This is a genomic window from Bradyrhizobium sp. Y36 (assembly GCF_002531575.1).
Lineage (GTDB): Bacteria > Pseudomonadota > Alphaproteobacteria > Rhizobiales > Xanthobacteraceae > Bradyrhizobium.
This window is the reverse complement of the sequence record NZ_NWTI01000016.1, coordinates 1-14,500: the sequence shown is the minus strand read 5'-3', so window position 1 is coordinate 14,500 and position 14,500 is coordinate 1. Positions and strand designations below refer to the sequence as shown.

Below are 14,500 nucleotides of genomic sequence, written 5' to 3'. Positions count from 1 at the left end.
GCGTAATCCGCCAGCGCCTCTTTCCGCGGAAACTGAGGAGGCGGATTACGCTGCGCTAATCCGCCCTCCGACGCGACGCTCGAACCTGGCTACTCCGTCCCCGTCAATCCCACCGGCGTTGCCTTCGCGCTGGCGTCCTTCGTCACCACGCGCTCGTCGCTCTTGCCGGCGACCATGCCGCTGCCGTCGAACCGCGCGCGGTAGACCAGCACGTTCTCGATCACGCGCTGCACGTAGTTGCGCGTCTCCGACAGCGGGATGCGCTCGACCCAGTCGACCGGGTCGACGTTGGGATCCCTGGGATCGCCGCGCGCCTGCACCCATTCGCGCACGCGGCCGCGGCCGGCATTGTAGCCGGCGAAGGTCATGATCTGGTTGCCGCGATATTCGGACAGCAGCGCGCTGAGCTCGGCCGCGCCCATCTGCGTGTTGTAGACGGGATCGGAGACCATCTTGTCCCAATCGTAAGTCAGGCCGAACCGTTTGGCGGTGTCGCGTCCGGCTTCCGGCGTCACTTGCATCAGGCCGACGGCGTTGGCGGGCGACTTGTCGCGCTGGTCGAACGAGCTTTCGGTGCGTGCCACCGAATAGATCACGCTGGTCTCGATCGCGGGGGCGACCTGCTTGTGCTCGGGAATGCCGATGGTCGGGAAGGCGTAATGGTCGAGCGCGAGCCCGCGCGCCAGCGCCGACTTGCCGACCTCCAGCATCACGCGCGCGTCGTTGCGCTGCCCGGCGAGCTCGCCGAGCGCTTCGAGGGCGGCGACGTCGGTGCTCTCCTTGGCGAAATCCTCGGCGTAATAAAACACCGTGTCGCGCTCGCCGATGCCGTAGAGCATGTCGGCGGCACGCACCCGCTCGTCCGCGGGCGGCGTTTCGGCGGCGGCCAGCACGGGCGAGGGCGGACGCAGCTCGATACGGTCGAGGCCGAGCCTTGCACGCGCCAGCTGGCCGTAATAGGCGGTCGGATAGCGCGAGGCCGCCCGGTAGCTCATGCGCGCATCGGCCATCGCGCCCATGGCCTCGGCGGCCCGGCCGCGCCAGTAATGCGCGCGCGACAGCGCGATCGGATTGGCCGAGCCTTCGTCGATGGCGGCGAAGTGCACCATCGCCGCCTTGGGATCGTCGAGATAGCGCAGCGCGATCCAGCCGCACATGAAGTGGTAGTCGACCCGATAGACTTCCTTCTCGGGCACCGCGGCAGTGCGCACCACGTCATAGGCGGTTCTGGACTTGCCCTGGTCGAGCAGCTTGCGCGCCAGCAGGCGCCGCTCGCGCCACCAGGCGTCGGTGTCCTGTGCGGCCATGGTCTCGGGGGCAGCGGCCAGGATCACCGTGGCGGCATCATCGATGCGGTCGTTCTGGAGATGCCACTGCGCGCGGCATAGCACATAGCCGAGATCGCGGCGGGCATCCGTGGCGACGTCGTCGAGATAGTCCTTGGCCTTGGTCGCCTTGCCGGTCACGGCGGCGCAGGCCTTGACGATCGCAAGCTCATCCTCGCCGAGCCGTTTCGCAGCGCGCCGCGCAGCCCCGTAGTCCTTGGCGCCGAGCCGCCTGTCCATGCGGGCGCGATGATCGTCGGCGGTCAAGAGATCGCGGAACGCTTCGTAGGAATCCTCCTCGCTGCGCTCAGACAATTCGTCCGTGCGCCAGGCCTCGCGCACGAGGCGCGCGGCCCGGTCGGCATCGCCCTCAGCCAGCAGCACACGGGCGAGCGCGAACTTGCCCTTGGCGCTGATCGGGCGGTCCATGGTGAATTTGTGCACGGTGGCGGCGTCGCTCTTCTCCTGCCACAGCCGCGCCTCGGCGCGGCGGCGGAGCAAGGTGCGGCTCGGCCAGTCCGGATTGGCGGCGAGAAAGGCGGCGTAGCGCTTGAAATTCGCCGTGCTCTCGGAATGGCGCAGCATGAACCAGTCGGCGAGCTTCTGCCCGGCGGGGTCGGCAATGCGGTCGCGCGCGGCGCTTGCGTCCTCCGTCTTGCCCTTGCGTGCGAGATCGATCGCGTCCTTCAGCACGGCAAGGTCGCCGGTGAGCGCCGGCGCTGCCGGCGTGTCCGCGGGCTCGTCGCCTTGCGTCTTCGACTTGCGCTTGGCCTCGGCATGCTTGCCATTTGCTTGCTTGACATGGCGCGCCTTGCCGGCGGCGGCGTGACGCAGCTTGCCGGCTTTCGCCTCGTGCGACTTCTTCGGCGCGGACGATTTGTGACTGCTCTTCGCTGCCAGCTCGGTGGGAATGAGGGCCAATGCGGCCACGGCAACGACACACGCGAGCGAGCGTAGGCACTGGTTCATTCCATGGTCCCCCTGCGAAACCACTACAAACCAAGGTCCGCGACGACATGCGGCTTGAGAATCAAGGCATCGACGATGCCACGGCACCGTTTCGCATTCCTGACGCTGTCGCAACAATGCGGCAAAATACGGATGCAATGGCGGAACTTCGGGACTGCCGCAAAGGGCAGTCCGCTTAACCTTCGTTAACGATCTGGACCCGCACGACGGCCGGGCCGGTTCCGGGCGTCAGGAGGAACCAGATTGCGCGTGTTCCCGCCGCCCATCCGGTGTATGCAGTTCCCGCACTCCGTCCTTCCAGCCTTTGCCCCGCACCCATGCCGATTTTCAACCAGTCGATCCGGCGCAAGATCGTCGGCATCGCCCTCGGATTGATCGTCCTGATGCTGGTCACCTCGATCCTGTCGATGGTGATGTCCAGCCAGGTCGGCGTCCTCCTGGACGAGCTGACCAACCGCTACATCCCGGCCTATAGCCATCTGGCCCGCGCCAATATCCGCTCGCTGGAGCGGGCGTTGGCGCTGCGGCGGATGGTCATGACCCGGATGGGCGCGTCGTCGGACGAGGAGGCCTATGCGGCGCGGCTTCGCGACTTCGAGGCCCTGGACCGCAAGTTCGAGGAGGAGGCCGAGGCCGCGCGCAAGCTCATCAACGCGATCATCGACGATCCCAGGACCTATTCCGACAATGCCGCGCTGGCCCGGCTCGACGTCCGCATCGAAAGCGCCGTCACCGAGCTGCGCCGCAATCTGGACGAAGGTAACGCCAAACTGGTCAAGCAGGTCGAGGCCAAGGACATGACCGAGGCCCGCGTCACGCTGGAACAGCTCGACGCCCTGCGCGATGCGTTCAACCGAAAGGTCGATGCGATCCGCGCCGACATGCTGACCCAGGTCTTCTTCTCGACGTCGCAGGTGATCAGCCGCCAGCATCAGGCCATCGTCGTTTCCGGTGTCGTGACGTTGCTCGCGGCCATCGTCGGCTTTGCCTTTGCGCTGCTGGTGTCCAGCGGCATCACGCGCCCGGTGCGGCTGCTGCTCGCCGGCACGCGCGAGGTCGAGGCGGGCCGCTTCGACAAGACCATCACCGTCTCCACCCAGGACGAGATCGGCGAGCTCGCCGCGGCCTTCAACCGTATGACCGAGCAGCTCAGGCACAATGAGCGCATCCGCGAGACCTTCGGCCGCTACATCGATCCCAAGGTGGTGCAGGGGCTGATCGACCGGCCGGAGGTCGCGATCGACGGCGAGCGCCGGGTCATGACCATCATGTTCTGCGACATGAGCGGCTTCACCTCGATGAGCGAGGGCATGACGCCGCGCGGCCTCGTCAGGGTGATGAACCACTACTTCACGGTCATGTCCGCGCCCATCAGGAACAATCGCGGCATCATCGACAAGTATATCGGCGATGCCATCATGTCCTATTGGGGCCCGCCCTTCGTCGAGGAGGACGAGCAGGCGCTCCTTGCCGGCATCGCGGCGACCGAGATGGCCGACCAGGTGCCCGCGCTGCAGCGCCAGCTGCCCGACCTGCTCGGCATCCGCGCCATGCCGGCGCCGTGCGATTTGCGGATCGGCATCGCCACGGGAGAAGTCCTGACCGGCAGCATCGGCTCCGAGCTGATGATGAGCTTCACCGTGATGGGCGATGCGGTGAACCTCGCCTCGCGGCTCGAGGCGGTCAACAAGGTCTACGGCACCCGCATCCTGATCTCGCAGGCGACGGCCGAGTCGATCGGATCGCGGCTCGAGCTGCGCGAGATCGATCGGCTGGCGGTCGCGGGCCAGAGCGCGACGCAGGGGATCTTCGAGGTCATGGCAAGGGCGGGCATGCTCACCGATGCGCAGGACACCTTGCGCGCACGCTACGCCGAGGCGCTCGCCGCCTATCGCGCCCGGCGCTTCGATGCGGCGCGCGCCGGCTTCAGCGCGGCGCTCGAAGCCGTTCCGGGCGACGGCCCCTCGCGCACGATGCTCGGCCGCATCGCGCAGTTCGAGGCAAGCCCGCCGGACGCGGGATGGGACGGCGCATGGCGGTTCGACAGCAAATAGGCTGCCGTCCGGGAATAATTGATTCTACTCGATAACGATGTTCGCCGTGACCTATTTCCCGGGCTTAGGCTGGTTGTCCTTGAGGCGTTTGATGGGGACACGCCGATGCCAGAACTTCAGGACAGGCTGGAACGGTTCGAGACGCTCACCGCCGAATGCGAGCTGATCGCCAAGCTCGCCATCGAGAGCACCAAGCGCGAGTTCTATCTGAAGCTTTCGGAGCAGTACCGTCAGTTGGCGGTGGACATGCGGCAGGCGATCGCGACCAGGGCCGCGGCCTGACGCCGATCGAGTCCGCGGCCTGACGCCGGCTGCAATCCGTTCTTAAGATTTGGCGCGCATCCTGTTGGCACGCGGGCGTCGCTGATCGGCGAAGCCTGTGGTGGGAAGGCCGGGGTTCGCTGCAATGCAGCGCGCCTCGCGAGAGTCACTGCCAAGCCTGACAGGGCAATCCCATGCGCCTCGTCGTCGTGATCATCATCGCGCTCATGACCGCGGCCTGCGATCAGGAGCAGGACATCACCGGCTCGACGACGCCGGCCTGTCCGATGCGGAACTACGGCTACAATCCCCGCGACTTGAACCAGTGCGTCAACGCCTGCAAATCCTGCGATCGCGGCACCACGGTCACCTGCAGCACCTCCTGCACCCTCAAGGGCGCGCGCTGAGCACAGCGCCGTGCGCCTCGCAGGGATCGGAACCGGCGGTGCCGGGGCACCGGAACGATTCACTTGGATGAATCATTGAAGCAGGCGGCAGGACGCGGAGTCCGATGGAAATGGGTATGCTCGATCCGGGTCGGTTTCTGGTGTCGTGCTCGCATTGCGATGCCTGGCCGATGGCGGCCAACGTGAAGCGGTCGAACTGGTCGGCGTCCCCGCACGAGGTCCGCTTCGTCTGCACGCGCTGCCGCCGCGAGGAGACCGCGATCGTCTCGGCCTCCGGTGAGCTGACCCCGATCAAGCGCGTCGACGTTCCGCCGAGTGACGTCGCCGTCGCCTGGGCCCAGGCGCAGAGGGTCCGGGGGCGGACCTGAGCATGACCCGGCTCGTTCGGTTTCCCCGCATGGAACTTGGTCGCCCTTCGGGCGTTTGTGCCGGGATATTCACGTGAGGGGCCCGACCCATGATCGGCGAGCATTTCGACACGCGGACGCGGATCAACATGAAGCTGGCGCTGGACCGGATCTGCCGCAATCGTCCCGCGGGTGAAGATCACGGTTTCCGCCGGTCGGTCGCTGAAAGCATCATCCGCTGCGCGCTCGCGGGACGCACTGGCATCGGCCAGCTCGTCGATGCCGGCGAAAGGGCGGTGATCAAGACCGGTTCGGAAAGGCCTTCCGCCCAGTGACAATTGCGTGCGCGCCCCGCGCGTGTCGGAGCCTGATGTGAACAGCGCTGTCGAGCGAACCACGGCGAGGGCTCCCGCGGATTTCCTGTCAGGCGGTGGAGAGATGGGTGCACGCATGCGCACCCATGACTGGACCAGCACGCCGCTCGGCCAGCCGCACACATGGCCGCGCAGTCTCAAGACCGCCGTCCGCATCATGCTGACCTCGCGCCAGCCGATCTGGATCGGCTGGGGGCGTGAACTGATCTATCTCTATAACGACGCCTACAAGTCGATCATCGGCGGCAAGCACCCTTGGGCGCTCGGTCGGCCGACCGCGGAAGTCTGGCGCGAGATCTGGCCCGACATCGGCCCGATGCTCGCGACCGCGATGGGAGGCGACGAGGGCACCTATGTCGAGGAGCAGCTCCTGATCATGGAGCGCAGCGGCTATCCCGAGGAGACCTATTACACCTTCTCCTACAGCCCGATCCCCGACGACGAGGGGTTCGCCGGCGGCATCATCTGCGCCAACACCGACGATACGCGCCGCGTCGTCGGCGACCGCCAGCTTGGGCTGTTGCGCGAGCTCGCGGCCACGACCGCCGACACGCGAGCCCTCGGGGACGCCTGCCGTCGCGCCAGCCTCGCACTCGCGACCGACGCGCGCGACCTGCCGTTCGCGCTGATCTATCTGGTCGAGCCCGACGGACGCGATATCGCTCTCGTCGGCACGACGGGCTTTGATGGCGACCATCCCGCCGCGCTGGCGCGCCTACCGCTGGAGGGGCCCGCGCTCTGGCCGCTGGCCGAGGTCATTCGCGAACAGAAGCCGCAGGTGGTCTCGCATCTCGCCGCGCGCTTCGGCGCCGAATGTCCACGCGGCGCGTGGGACGTGGCGCCGCGTCAGGCGGCGGTGATCCCCATTCCGGCCCGGGGCGAGACGGCGCGCAAGGGCGTGCTGGTTGCCGGTCTCAACCCGTTTCGGCTGTTCGACGACGACTATCGCAATTTTCTCGAGCTTGCGGCCGGCGAGATCGGCGCCAGCCTCGCCAATGCGCAGGCCTATGAGGAGGAGCGCCGCCGCGCCGAGGCGCTGGCGGAGATCGACCGTGCCAAGACGACATTCTTCTCCAACATCAGCCACGAGTTCCGTACGCCGCTGACGCTGATGCTGGGACCGATCGAAGACGCGCTCAACGACTCCTCGCAGGCGGCGCTGCCTGACGTGCAGCGCGAGCGGCTCGACATTGCGCATCGCAATTCGCTCCGCCTGTTGCGGCTGGTGAACAGCCTGCTGGACTTCTCCCGCATCGAGGCGGGGCGGGTGCGGGCGAGCTTCGTTCCGACCGATCTGGCCGGCTTCACCGCCGAGCTCGCCTCGAACTTCCGCTCGGCAACCGACCGGGCCGGATTGCGATTGAGCATTGCCTGTCCGGCGCTGCCGCACGACGTCCATGTCGATCGCGAGATGTGGGAGAAGATCGTCCTCAACCTGATCTCCAATGCCTTCAAGTTCACCTTCGAAGGCGAGATCGCGGTCGAGATGGGCGCCAGCGCCGACGGCAAGTTCGCCGAGCTGCGCGTGCGCGACACCGGCACCGGCATTCCCGCCGACGAATTGCCACACGTGTTCGAGCGCTTTCACCGCATCGAGGGCGCCAAGGGACGCACGTTCGAGGGCAGCGGCATCGGGCTTGCGCTGGTGCACGAGCTGATCAAGCAGCACGGCGGCACCATCGCCGTCGAAAGCGAGTTCGGCCGCGGCAGTGTCTTCACCGTCACGATCCCGTTCGGACTGGCGCATCTGCCGGCGGAACGGGTTGCCGACCGCGTTTCGACGGAGCTGCCGGCTGGAAGCGGCGCCGAGGCCTATGTGCAGGAGGCGCTGCGCTGGTTGCCGCAGCAGGCGGGCACCACCGATCTTCGCGACGAGGTCGCTCTCGAAGGGCCGAGCGACACGCCGGACGCCTCGACGCGTGGCGGCGGCGAGCGCATCATCCTCGCCGACGACAACGCCGACCTGCGCGACTACGTCACGCGTCTGCTCGAAGCCCAGGGCTACAGGGTCGAATCCTTCGCCGACGGGCAGGGCGCATTGGAGGCCGCCAGGCTTCGTCGTCCCGACCTCATCCTGTCCGACGTGATGATGCCTCGCCTCGACGGCATCGGGCTGCTCGGCGCGTTACGCAGCGACGAGCGTTTGCGCGGATCGCCGGTGATACTGCTGTCGGCGCGCGCCGGCGAGGAGGCGCGCGTCGAGGGTCTGGAAGCCGGCGCAGACGACTATGTCAACAAGCCGTTCTCGGCGCGCGAATTGCTGGCGCGGGTGCGCGCCAATCTGCAGCTGGCGCGGATTCGCCGGGATGCCGAGGAGATCCAGCGCCGCCAGGCGGCGCGGCTGGAAGCCGTCGTCGGCACCGTGCCGACCGCGGTCTGGTTCACCTATGACCGCGAGGCGAAGCACGTGTTCGGCAACGCCTATGGCGCGCGACTGCTGCGGGTCAGGTCGGATGGCAACATGTCGCTGTCGGGACCCGAGGGGGAGCGTCCTACCTGTCGCGTGCTGCGCGATCGCCACGAAGTCGACGTGGCCGAGCTGCCGCTGCATCGCGCCGCCCGGGGCGAGGAGGTCGCCGCGGAGGAGCTCGAGCTCTGCTTCGACGACGGCTCCTCGGTCACCGCGATCTTCGAGGCCTCTCCGATCGTCGACGCCGCCGGTGTGTTCCAGGGCGCGGTCTGCGCCGCCATCGACATCACCGAGCGCAAGCGGCAGGAGCGCCATCGCGAGCTCCTGGTCAACGAGCTCAATCACCGCGTCAAGAACACGCTGACCACCGTACAGTCCTTCGCGCTGCAGACCCTGCGCAACGCGACCAGCCTGGCCGACGGACGCAAGGCGTTCGACGCGCGCTTGATCGCCTTGTCCAAGGCGCACGACGTGCTGGTCAGGGAAAACTGGGAATCGGCGGAGCTCCGGGAGGTCGTGTCGGACGCCCTGGCCGCGCATGCCGGGCCGGAGAGTACGCGGCTCACGATCGGCGGGCCGGATCTGCGCATGCGGCCATCGGCTGCGCTCGCCATCTCGATGGCGCTGCACGAGCTCGCGACCAACGCCGTCAAGCACGGCGCGCTGTCGAACGGCGCGGGCGCCGTCGATCTCGCCTGGACGGTCGACGACCAGTTCGAGCTGTGCTGGACCGAGCGCGATGGTCCCCCCGTGATCCCGCCGTCGCGCCGCGGTTTCGGCACGCGGCTGATCCAGCAAGGCCTGCCCCATGAATTCGGCGGTGCTCACGTCGATCTGCGCTTCGCGCCGGGAGGCGTCGTTTGCGTCATTCGCGCGCCGCTCCATGAAATCCGCGCCAGTCTGGGCGGATTCGATCTTGCAACCGTTGATGCCGGGAGAAGCACATGAAACCTGAAAACCATCTGGCGGGTCAGCGGGTCTTCGTCGTCGAAGACGAGGCGCTGGTGATGATGCTGCTCGAGGATTCCCTCGTCGATGCCGGCTGCGAGGTCGCGGGCATCGCCTCGCGCGTCGATGACGCGCTCGAGAAGGCGGCGGCGCTCTCGTATGACGTTGCCGTTCTCGACGTCAATCTCAACGGGCGGCAGACCTTCGAGGTCGCGCGCTGCATCGCCGGGCGCGGCATCCCTTACGTGTTCGCCACCGGTTACGGCCCGGCGAGCCTGCTCGCGGACTTCCGCCACGTTCCGATCCTGCAGAAGCCGTTTCAGCAGCAGGATCTCGAGACGGCGCTGTGCCAGGCCCTGTCGGCCCACGCGGAGCGGAATCAAAATGCATCCCTCGGCGGGCTTCCGTCCGACCAGAGCTGTTCCTTGGCCTGACCGCTCGATTGACTCGCCGGTGCGTTGGCCCCTAAATGATCGGCGACGGTTCTCCTCACGGAGATCAAAAGGGAATGTGGTGCGGGATATCCCAATCGGGGCCTATCTCAATGCCACGGCTGCCCCCGCAACTGTAAGCGGTGAATCTTTCGTCTCATGCCACTGGGAATCTCGGTCCTGGGAAGGCGACGTAGAGGTCACGACCCGCGAGCCAGGAGACCTGCCGTCAGCCGTGGTCACACGCGACGATGTCGGTCGGGGAGTACAGACATTGGCTTCACCGGAGCAATCCATCGCTCTGCCGTGAAACCTCGTTCGCTGTGACGTGCCACTGACGTCATACCGAGGCCTTAACCGTGTCCCGTCCCATCTCTGCCGCCTGGCGCCTCAGCGCCGGCCTGTTCGCGTCTGTCTCCCTCCATTCGCTCAACCTGTCTGCCGCCTACGCCCAGCAGGCCCTTGCCGAGCAATTGCCGCCGGTCGAGGTGAACCAGCCGGCCGATCAGAGCCGCACGCGGGCGAGGGTGACCGGAAACGGCGATGCGGCGCGGCCGCCGGGAGCCGCGACCGTCAGGCCGGCAGGACGTCGTGCCGGCTCGTCCGGATCCGGTTCTGTCGCCGGCGATGGCGGCATCGTCGGCGCCGCCACGACCGTCATCACCGCCGCCGATATCGCGCATTCGCCGTCGCAGACGCTTGCCGAGATCATCGCGGCGCAGACGCCGGGAGCCCAGATCACGACGTTCTATGGCGGCCAGATCGGCGCCAAGACCGGTGTGGATTTGCGCGGCTTCGGCGCTTTTGCCACCGCCAACACGCTGGTGCTGGTCAACGGCCGGCGGCTGAACGACGTCGACATGGCGCAGGTGGACCTCTCCACCATCCCGCTCAATTCCATCGAGCGGATCGAGATCACGCGCGGCAATTCCGGCGCGGTGCTGTACGGCGACAACGCGGTCGGCGGCGTGATCAACATCGTCACCCGGAACGGCGTCGGCGGGCCGCCCGTGACCGCGCGCATCGAGGCCGGCTTCGGCTCGTTCAACACCAGGCTCGGCAACGTCTCGACCTCGCTCAATTCAGGTCCGTGGTCGACCTCGTTCTACGGCAATGCCGTCAGCACCGACGGCTATCGCGACAACAATCGCTATTCCCAGCACAATGGCGTCGGCAATCTCAACTACACCACGCCGGGCCTGACCGCGTTTCTCACCGTCACAGGCGACAATCAGGAGCTGCGACTGCCTGGCGGCCGTACCGTCGATCCCTCCATCGGTCTCGACGAGCTCACGAGCAATCGGCGAGGCACCGGCACGCCGTTCAACTATGCCCACCAGCAGGGTTATGGCGCAACCGCGGGCTTCACCAAGACCCTGGTCAACGGCGTCGACCTCATCGTCGACGGCGGCGTGCGCGACAAGAAGCAGCAGAGCGCGTTCTTCTCCAGCCCGATGCCGGTGCCGGCCTTCTTCACCTCGACCTATGTCGATTCCCATCTGACGACGTGGTCGATCACGCCGCGGCTCAGCGTGAAGAGCCTCTTGCTCGGCATGCCCTCGCAACTCCTGACCGGCATCGACTATTACGATGCCAGCTTTCAGCAGAACCGCGGCGCCGGGCAGGGGCTTTCCCCCTGGCACAATTACGACCTCAGGCAGCAGACGGTCGCAGGCTATTTTCAGCACACATTGGGCGTGGCGCCGACGACCGACATCTCCTATGGCGCGCGGGTGCAGAACGTCAGTCTCGCGGCACGCGACAATTTCGATCCGGCCGCGCCGTTCAACGCCGATATCGGCGCGCTGCCGCTGACGAGCAACGAAACCCAATACGCGCTGCATCTCGGCGCCGAGCATCGCCTCAATGACGTGGTCTCGCTGTTCGGTCGCGCCGCGCGCGCCTTCCGCACGCCCAACGTCGACGAGCGGTTGTCCTCGGGGCCTTCCTTCGATCCCCTGACCTTCGCATCGATCCCGCAAACCTTCCAGCTCAAGACCCAGACCTCCTGGGATGTGGAGAGCGGTCTGCGCATCAAGGGCGGCGGTCTGCAGCTGCAGAGCAGTCTCTATCTGATGGACCTCACCAACGAGGTCCATTTCAATCCGGTCCTGTTCTACAACACCAATCTCGATCCGACCCGGCGCTACGGCTCGGAGACCAGCCTGTCCTATCGCGTCAACGACGCCCTGGTGCTGCGCTCGGGCGTGGCCTATACACGCGCGGTCTTCCGCGACGGCATCTGGGCCGGCAACGACGTGCCGCTGGTCTCGCGCTACACGGCAAGCGCCGGGCTCACCTGGAATATCTGGCAGAACTATCTGGTGCTCGATGCCACCGCGCGCTTCTGGAGCGAACGGCGCATGGACAACGACCAGGGAGGCACCCAGAAGCCGATCCCCGCCAACGGCACGATCGACCTCAAGCTCAGCGGCCAGGTCGAGCGCTACTTCTGGTCCCTCAGCGTCAACAATGTGCTGAACGCGCTGTACTACGACTATGCCATCGCGAGCACCTTCACCGACGGCCGCTTCAGCGCCTATCCGCTGCCTGGCCGCAGCTATCTGCTCAAGGCCGGCGCAACGTTCTGACGTCGCTGGGCTGTCACAAACCCGCAATTGGATTAGAGTTCGAAAACAAGGAGATCTTTCATGGCGCTCGGTATCCTGCCGTCTGACGACCACCGTTTCCACCTCCACCCGGTCGCGCCGCGCCTTGCGCCGATGTTCGGCTTTGCGCTGCTGACGGCATCATGCGCACTCGCGAGCTTCGCTTTCGCCTGCGCCACGCCGTTTGCGGCCTTCGCCGTGGTGGCCGCGGCGATGCTGCGGCTCCGCCCGGCATTGCTCGTCGTCACCGGCGCCTGGCTCGTGAACCAGACCATTGGTTTCGGCATGCTGCATTATCCCGTCGACGCCGGCACCATCGCCTGGGGCTTCGTCATCGGCGCAGCTGCGCTTCTGGCGACCGCGGCCTCGTCGACGGTGCTCGGCCTGCTGCCGCGGGGGCGCACGCCGCTGGCGCTCGCGATCACGCTCGTCGTCGCCTACGGGATCTACGAGCTCGCGCTGCTCGCCGCGACGCCGTTCCTTGGCGGCGAGGGCGCCTTCACCGCCGCGATCGTGACCCGCATCGGCCTGACCAGCGCCGTCTGGCTCGCCGGCCTCGTCGCCGTCTGCGAGATCGTCCGCCTGCTCGCCCCGTTGGGCCGCAAGGGGGCGATGTCGGCCTGAGCCGGTCCTGTAGCCCGGATGGAGCGCAGCGAAATCCGGGACACCTGCCGCTTGGGGCAAAGATCCCGGATTTCGCTGCGCTCCATCCGGGCTACGGCACTGAAGCCCGAACCTTGCTCCACCGCCGCAGCGCGACCAGCGTCCAGACCGTCTCGACAAGGCCGAACGGCCAGGCGCCCTGGAGCAAGCCGTAGATTCCGCTGAGCGCGCACGCCGCCGCGAAGGCCAGCACGTAATGCGGCCCGCGCGGCTCGAGTGCGTAGAACAGCAGCATCGCGCTGACCGACAGCAGGCCGAAGATCGTGACGCTGTCCATCAGCTCGCGGGCAGCTTTGGCTTCTTGGCAATTCCGAGCATGTGGAAGACGGCGGGCTCCATGACCGGCCACAGCGCGGCGGTCGCCGTCAGGACGGTCGCGGCGCACATCACGCCCAGCACCGACGATCGCAATCGCGCGCCGGTCTTGCGCGATCGCCACGCGATCCAGACCCAGGAGCAGATCACCACGGCGATCGACAGCTTCGTCAACAATCCATGCGCGTGGTCCAGCACGGCGATCACGCTCCCGGCACTGGCCAGCACGACCGCAGGCAATGTGAAGGGCAGCACGCAGCATGCCGTGCAGGCCGCAGCCACCGCCGCGGTCGTGAGTGCTGCGCCGGCGGCCTTGCCGCCACCGGGTGCGGCCTTGGCGGCGCAGCCGCATCCGGGCGCCGTCTCGGACGGCAGGTTGCAGGACGGTCCGATAACGCTCATGTGATTCTCCTCGCGCTTGTGCGTCATGGACACGATCGCTACGCCCTCAAGCCACTTGAGGTTCAAGCGAAAAGTGAGAGCTTCCATGAGAATTGGCGTCCTCGCCAAAGCCGCCGGCGTCTCGGTTCCCACCATCCGTTATTACGAAAGCATCGGTCTGCTGACGCCGCCGGCGCGGCTGGGCGGCCAGCGCATCTATGGCGTTGAGGCTCTCAACGCGCTCAGCCTCATCAGGCATTGCCGCGCGCTCGACTTCTCGATCGACGAGACGCGCGACATCCTCGCATCAGTCGAGCGGCGGCTGCCCTGCAGCGACACGAAGAGTTTTGCCGAGAAGCATCTCGGCGCGATCAGGCAGAAGATCGCGGAGCTTCGTGCGCTGGAGGCCAGAGTTGCTTCCCTGGTCAGCGGCTGCGAGACGACGTGCTGCGGCAGCACCGCGCCGGATTGCGTGATCCTGCAGCCGGGATGCGGCGCTGCGTGAGCCGATCCGGGCTGCGCGATCGCGCCTGTGTCGCCTCGCTGTCAATCCATGTCACTAAAAATATTCCACTTTACCGAAATTCGGTTTTGGCGTATGTGTCGCCCATCCCGGCTCATCCTTGAGGGGCGATCGTACGTCGTCACGAATTGCGAGCCGGGCTTGCGGTGGACGCGGCAGCGTCGGCACGAGATGGGACGGGCAGGGCGGGTAGTCCCTGTGAGCCCGACCCCCGCGTGCAGACGAACGACGCTGCTAGGCTTCGTCTCGTGTGTAAGTTTCCGGCTCCGTCGACAGGGCCGGGAAAACTGCGGCGATAGGGCGGGCCGTGCGTACGGCAAAACCGTGTGGTCCTGGCCGTCGTTGCTACGGTCAAGCCGGATCGAAGATGCGCGCGAGCCCGACCGGGTGGACGGCATCGTCAATTCGAACGGTGAGGGAGGCCAGAAGGAAAGTTCGGCTCCCGGGAGAGCACGGCATAAGCCGTCCGACCATCGCGCAGGG

Annotated in this window: 13 protein-coding genes and 1 riboswitch; of the genes, 10 read left to right on the top strand and 3 right to left on the bottom strand. The window is 66.8% G+C overall.

The genetic code is table 11. The annotated features are described in order from the left end of the window. Positions 1-89 precede the first annotated feature (89 nt). A complete protein-coding gene (locus tag CO669_RS23930; protein WP_097662402.1) occupies positions 90-2,294 on the bottom strand; it encodes a lytic transglycosylase domain-containing protein in 2,205 nt (734 codons plus the stop codon). 317 nt (positions 2,295-2,611) lie between these two features. On the opposite strand from CO669_RS23930, the gene CO669_RS23925 reads away from it, so the two are divergent. The 9 genes from CO669_RS23925 (at position 2,612) to CO669_RS23885 (ending at position 12,759) form a co-directional block, all read left to right on the top strand. Beyond that, complete coding sequence (locus tag CO669_RS23925) at positions 2,612-4,348, top strand: adenylate/guanylate cyclase domain-containing protein (RefSeq protein WP_097662401.1); 1,737 nt, start codon at positions 2,612-2,614, stop codon at positions 4,346-4,348. 105 nt (positions 4,349-4,453) lie between these two features. After that, positions 4,454-4,630 carry a hypothetical protein gene (locus CO669_RS36115; RefSeq protein ID WP_198964232.1) on the top strand — a complete coding sequence of 59 codons (177 nt, stop codon included), beginning with the start codon at positions 4,454-4,456 and terminating at the stop codon, positions 4,628-4,630. Positions 4,631-4,803: 173 nt separating this feature from the next. Next, complete coding sequence (locus tag CO669_RS23915) at positions 4,804-5,016, top strand: hypothetical protein (protein WP_097662399.1); 213 nt, start codon at positions 4,804-4,806, stop codon at positions 5,014-5,016. A 116-nt stretch (positions 5,017-5,132) separates the two neighbouring features. Then, the gene (locus CO669_RS23910) at positions 5,133-5,384 is read left to right on the top strand and encodes a hypothetical protein (protein WP_245444458.1); all 252 of its coding nucleotides are present in this window, start codon (positions 5,133-5,135) and stop codon (positions 5,382-5,384) included. Positions 5,385-5,473: 89 nt separating this feature from the next. Then, positions 5,474-5,698 carry a hypothetical protein gene (locus tag CO669_RS23905; RefSeq protein ID WP_097662397.1) on the top strand — a complete coding sequence of 75 codons (225 nt, stop codon included), beginning with the start codon at positions 5,474-5,476 and terminating at the stop codon, positions 5,696-5,698. Between the two features lie 103 nt (positions 5,699-5,801). Then, positions 5,802-9,095 carry an ATP-binding protein gene (locus CO669_RS23900; protein WP_097662396.1) on the top strand — a complete coding sequence of 1,098 codons (3,294 nt, stop codon included), beginning with the start codon at positions 5,802-5,804 and terminating at the stop codon, positions 9,093-9,095. After that, complete coding sequence (locus CO669_RS23895) at positions 9,092-9,529, top strand: response regulator (RefSeq protein WP_097662395.1); 438 nt, start codon at positions 9,092-9,094, stop codon at positions 9,527-9,529. The genes CO669_RS23900 and CO669_RS23895 overlap by 4 nt, the downstream gene beginning before the upstream one ends. Positions 9,530-9,558: 29 nt before the next feature. Next, a riboswitch (cobalamin riboswitch) is annotated at positions 9,559-9,771 on the top strand. A 114-nt stretch (positions 9,772-9,885) separates the two neighbouring features. Further along, positions 9,886-12,117, top strand: coding sequence for a TonB-dependent receptor (locus CO669_RS23890; protein WP_097662394.1), 2,232 nt, complete (start codon positions 9,886-9,888; stop codon positions 12,115-12,117). Between the two features lie 60 nt (positions 12,118-12,177). Further along, on the top strand, positions 12,178-12,759 hold the full coding sequence (locus CO669_RS23885; protein WP_097662393.1) for a hypothetical protein: 582 nt from the start codon (positions 12,178-12,180) through the stop codon (positions 12,757-12,759). A 91-nt stretch (positions 12,760-12,850) separates the two neighbouring features. Here CO669_RS23885 and CO669_RS23880 read toward each other — a convergent pair whose 3' ends face one another. Continuing rightward, the gene (locus CO669_RS23880) at positions 12,851-13,075 is read right to left on the bottom strand and encodes a hypothetical protein (protein WP_097662392.1); all 225 of its coding nucleotides are present in this window, start codon (positions 13,073-13,075) and stop codon (positions 12,851-12,853) included. Further along, positions 13,075-13,515 carry a hypothetical protein gene (locus CO669_RS23875; protein WP_143278716.1) on the bottom strand — a complete coding sequence of 147 codons (441 nt, stop codon included), beginning with the start codon at positions 13,513-13,515 and terminating at the stop codon, positions 13,075-13,077. The genes CO669_RS23880 and CO669_RS23875 overlap by 1 nt, the downstream gene beginning before the upstream one ends. A gap of 85 nt (positions 13,516-13,600) precedes the next feature. Between CO669_RS23875 and CO669_RS23870 the strand changes: the two genes are divergently transcribed. Further along, positions 13,601-13,999 carry a MerR family transcriptional regulator gene (locus CO669_RS23870; RefSeq protein WP_158228787.1) on the top strand — a complete coding sequence of 133 codons (399 nt, stop codon included), beginning with the start codon at positions 13,601-13,603 and terminating at the stop codon, positions 13,997-13,999. The last annotated feature ends 501 nt before the right edge of the window (positions 14,000-14,500 follow it).

What these genes read in the sequence shown, in the direction of transcription:
- CO669_RS23930 (WP_097662402.1), bottom strand. Translation starts at nt 2,294, where the DNA reads ATGAACCAGTGCCTACGCTCGCTCGCGTGTGTCGTTGCCGTGGCCGCA.
- CO669_RS23925 (WP_097662401.1), top strand. Translation starts at nt 2,612, where the DNA reads ATGCCGATTTTCAACCAGTCGATCCGGCGCAAGATCGTCGGCATCGCC.
- CO669_RS36115 (WP_198964232.1), top strand. Translation starts at nt 4,454, where the DNA reads ATGCCAGAACTTCAGGACAGGCTGGAACGGTTCGAGACGCTCACCGCC.
- CO669_RS23915 (WP_097662399.1), top strand. Translation starts at nt 4,804, where the DNA reads ATGCGCCTCGTCGTCGTGATCATCATCGCGCTCATGACCGCGGCCTGC.
- CO669_RS23910 (WP_245444458.1), top strand. Translation starts at nt 5,133, where the DNA reads ATGCTCGATCCGGGTCGGTTTCTGGTGTCGTGCTCGCATTGCGATGCC.
- CO669_RS23905 (WP_097662397.1), top strand. Translation starts at nt 5,474, where the DNA reads ATGATCGGCGAGCATTTCGACACGCGGACGCGGATCAACATGAAGCTG.
- CO669_RS23900 (WP_097662396.1), top strand. Translation starts at nt 5,802, where the DNA reads ATGGGTGCACGCATGCGCACCCATGACTGGACCAGCACGCCGCTCGGC.
- CO669_RS23895 (WP_097662395.1), top strand. Translation starts at nt 9,092, where the DNA reads ATGAAACCTGAAAACCATCTGGCGGGTCAGCGGGTCTTCGTCGTCGAA.
- CO669_RS23885 (WP_097662393.1), top strand. Translation starts at nt 12,178, where the DNA reads ATGGCGCTCGGTATCCTGCCGTCTGACGACCACCGTTTCCACCTCCAC.
- CO669_RS23880 (WP_097662392.1), bottom strand. Translation starts at nt 13,075, where the DNA reads ATGGACAGCGTCACGATCTTCGGCCTGCTGTCGGTCAGCGCGATGCTG.
- CO669_RS23875 (WP_143278716.1), bottom strand. Translation starts at nt 13,515, where the DNA reads ATGAGCGTTATCGGACCGTCCTGCAACCTGCCGTCCGAGACGGCGCCC.
- CO669_RS23870 (WP_158228787.1), top strand. Translation starts at nt 13,601, where the DNA reads ATGAGAATTGGCGTCCTCGCCAAAGCCGCCGGCGTCTCGGTTCCCACC.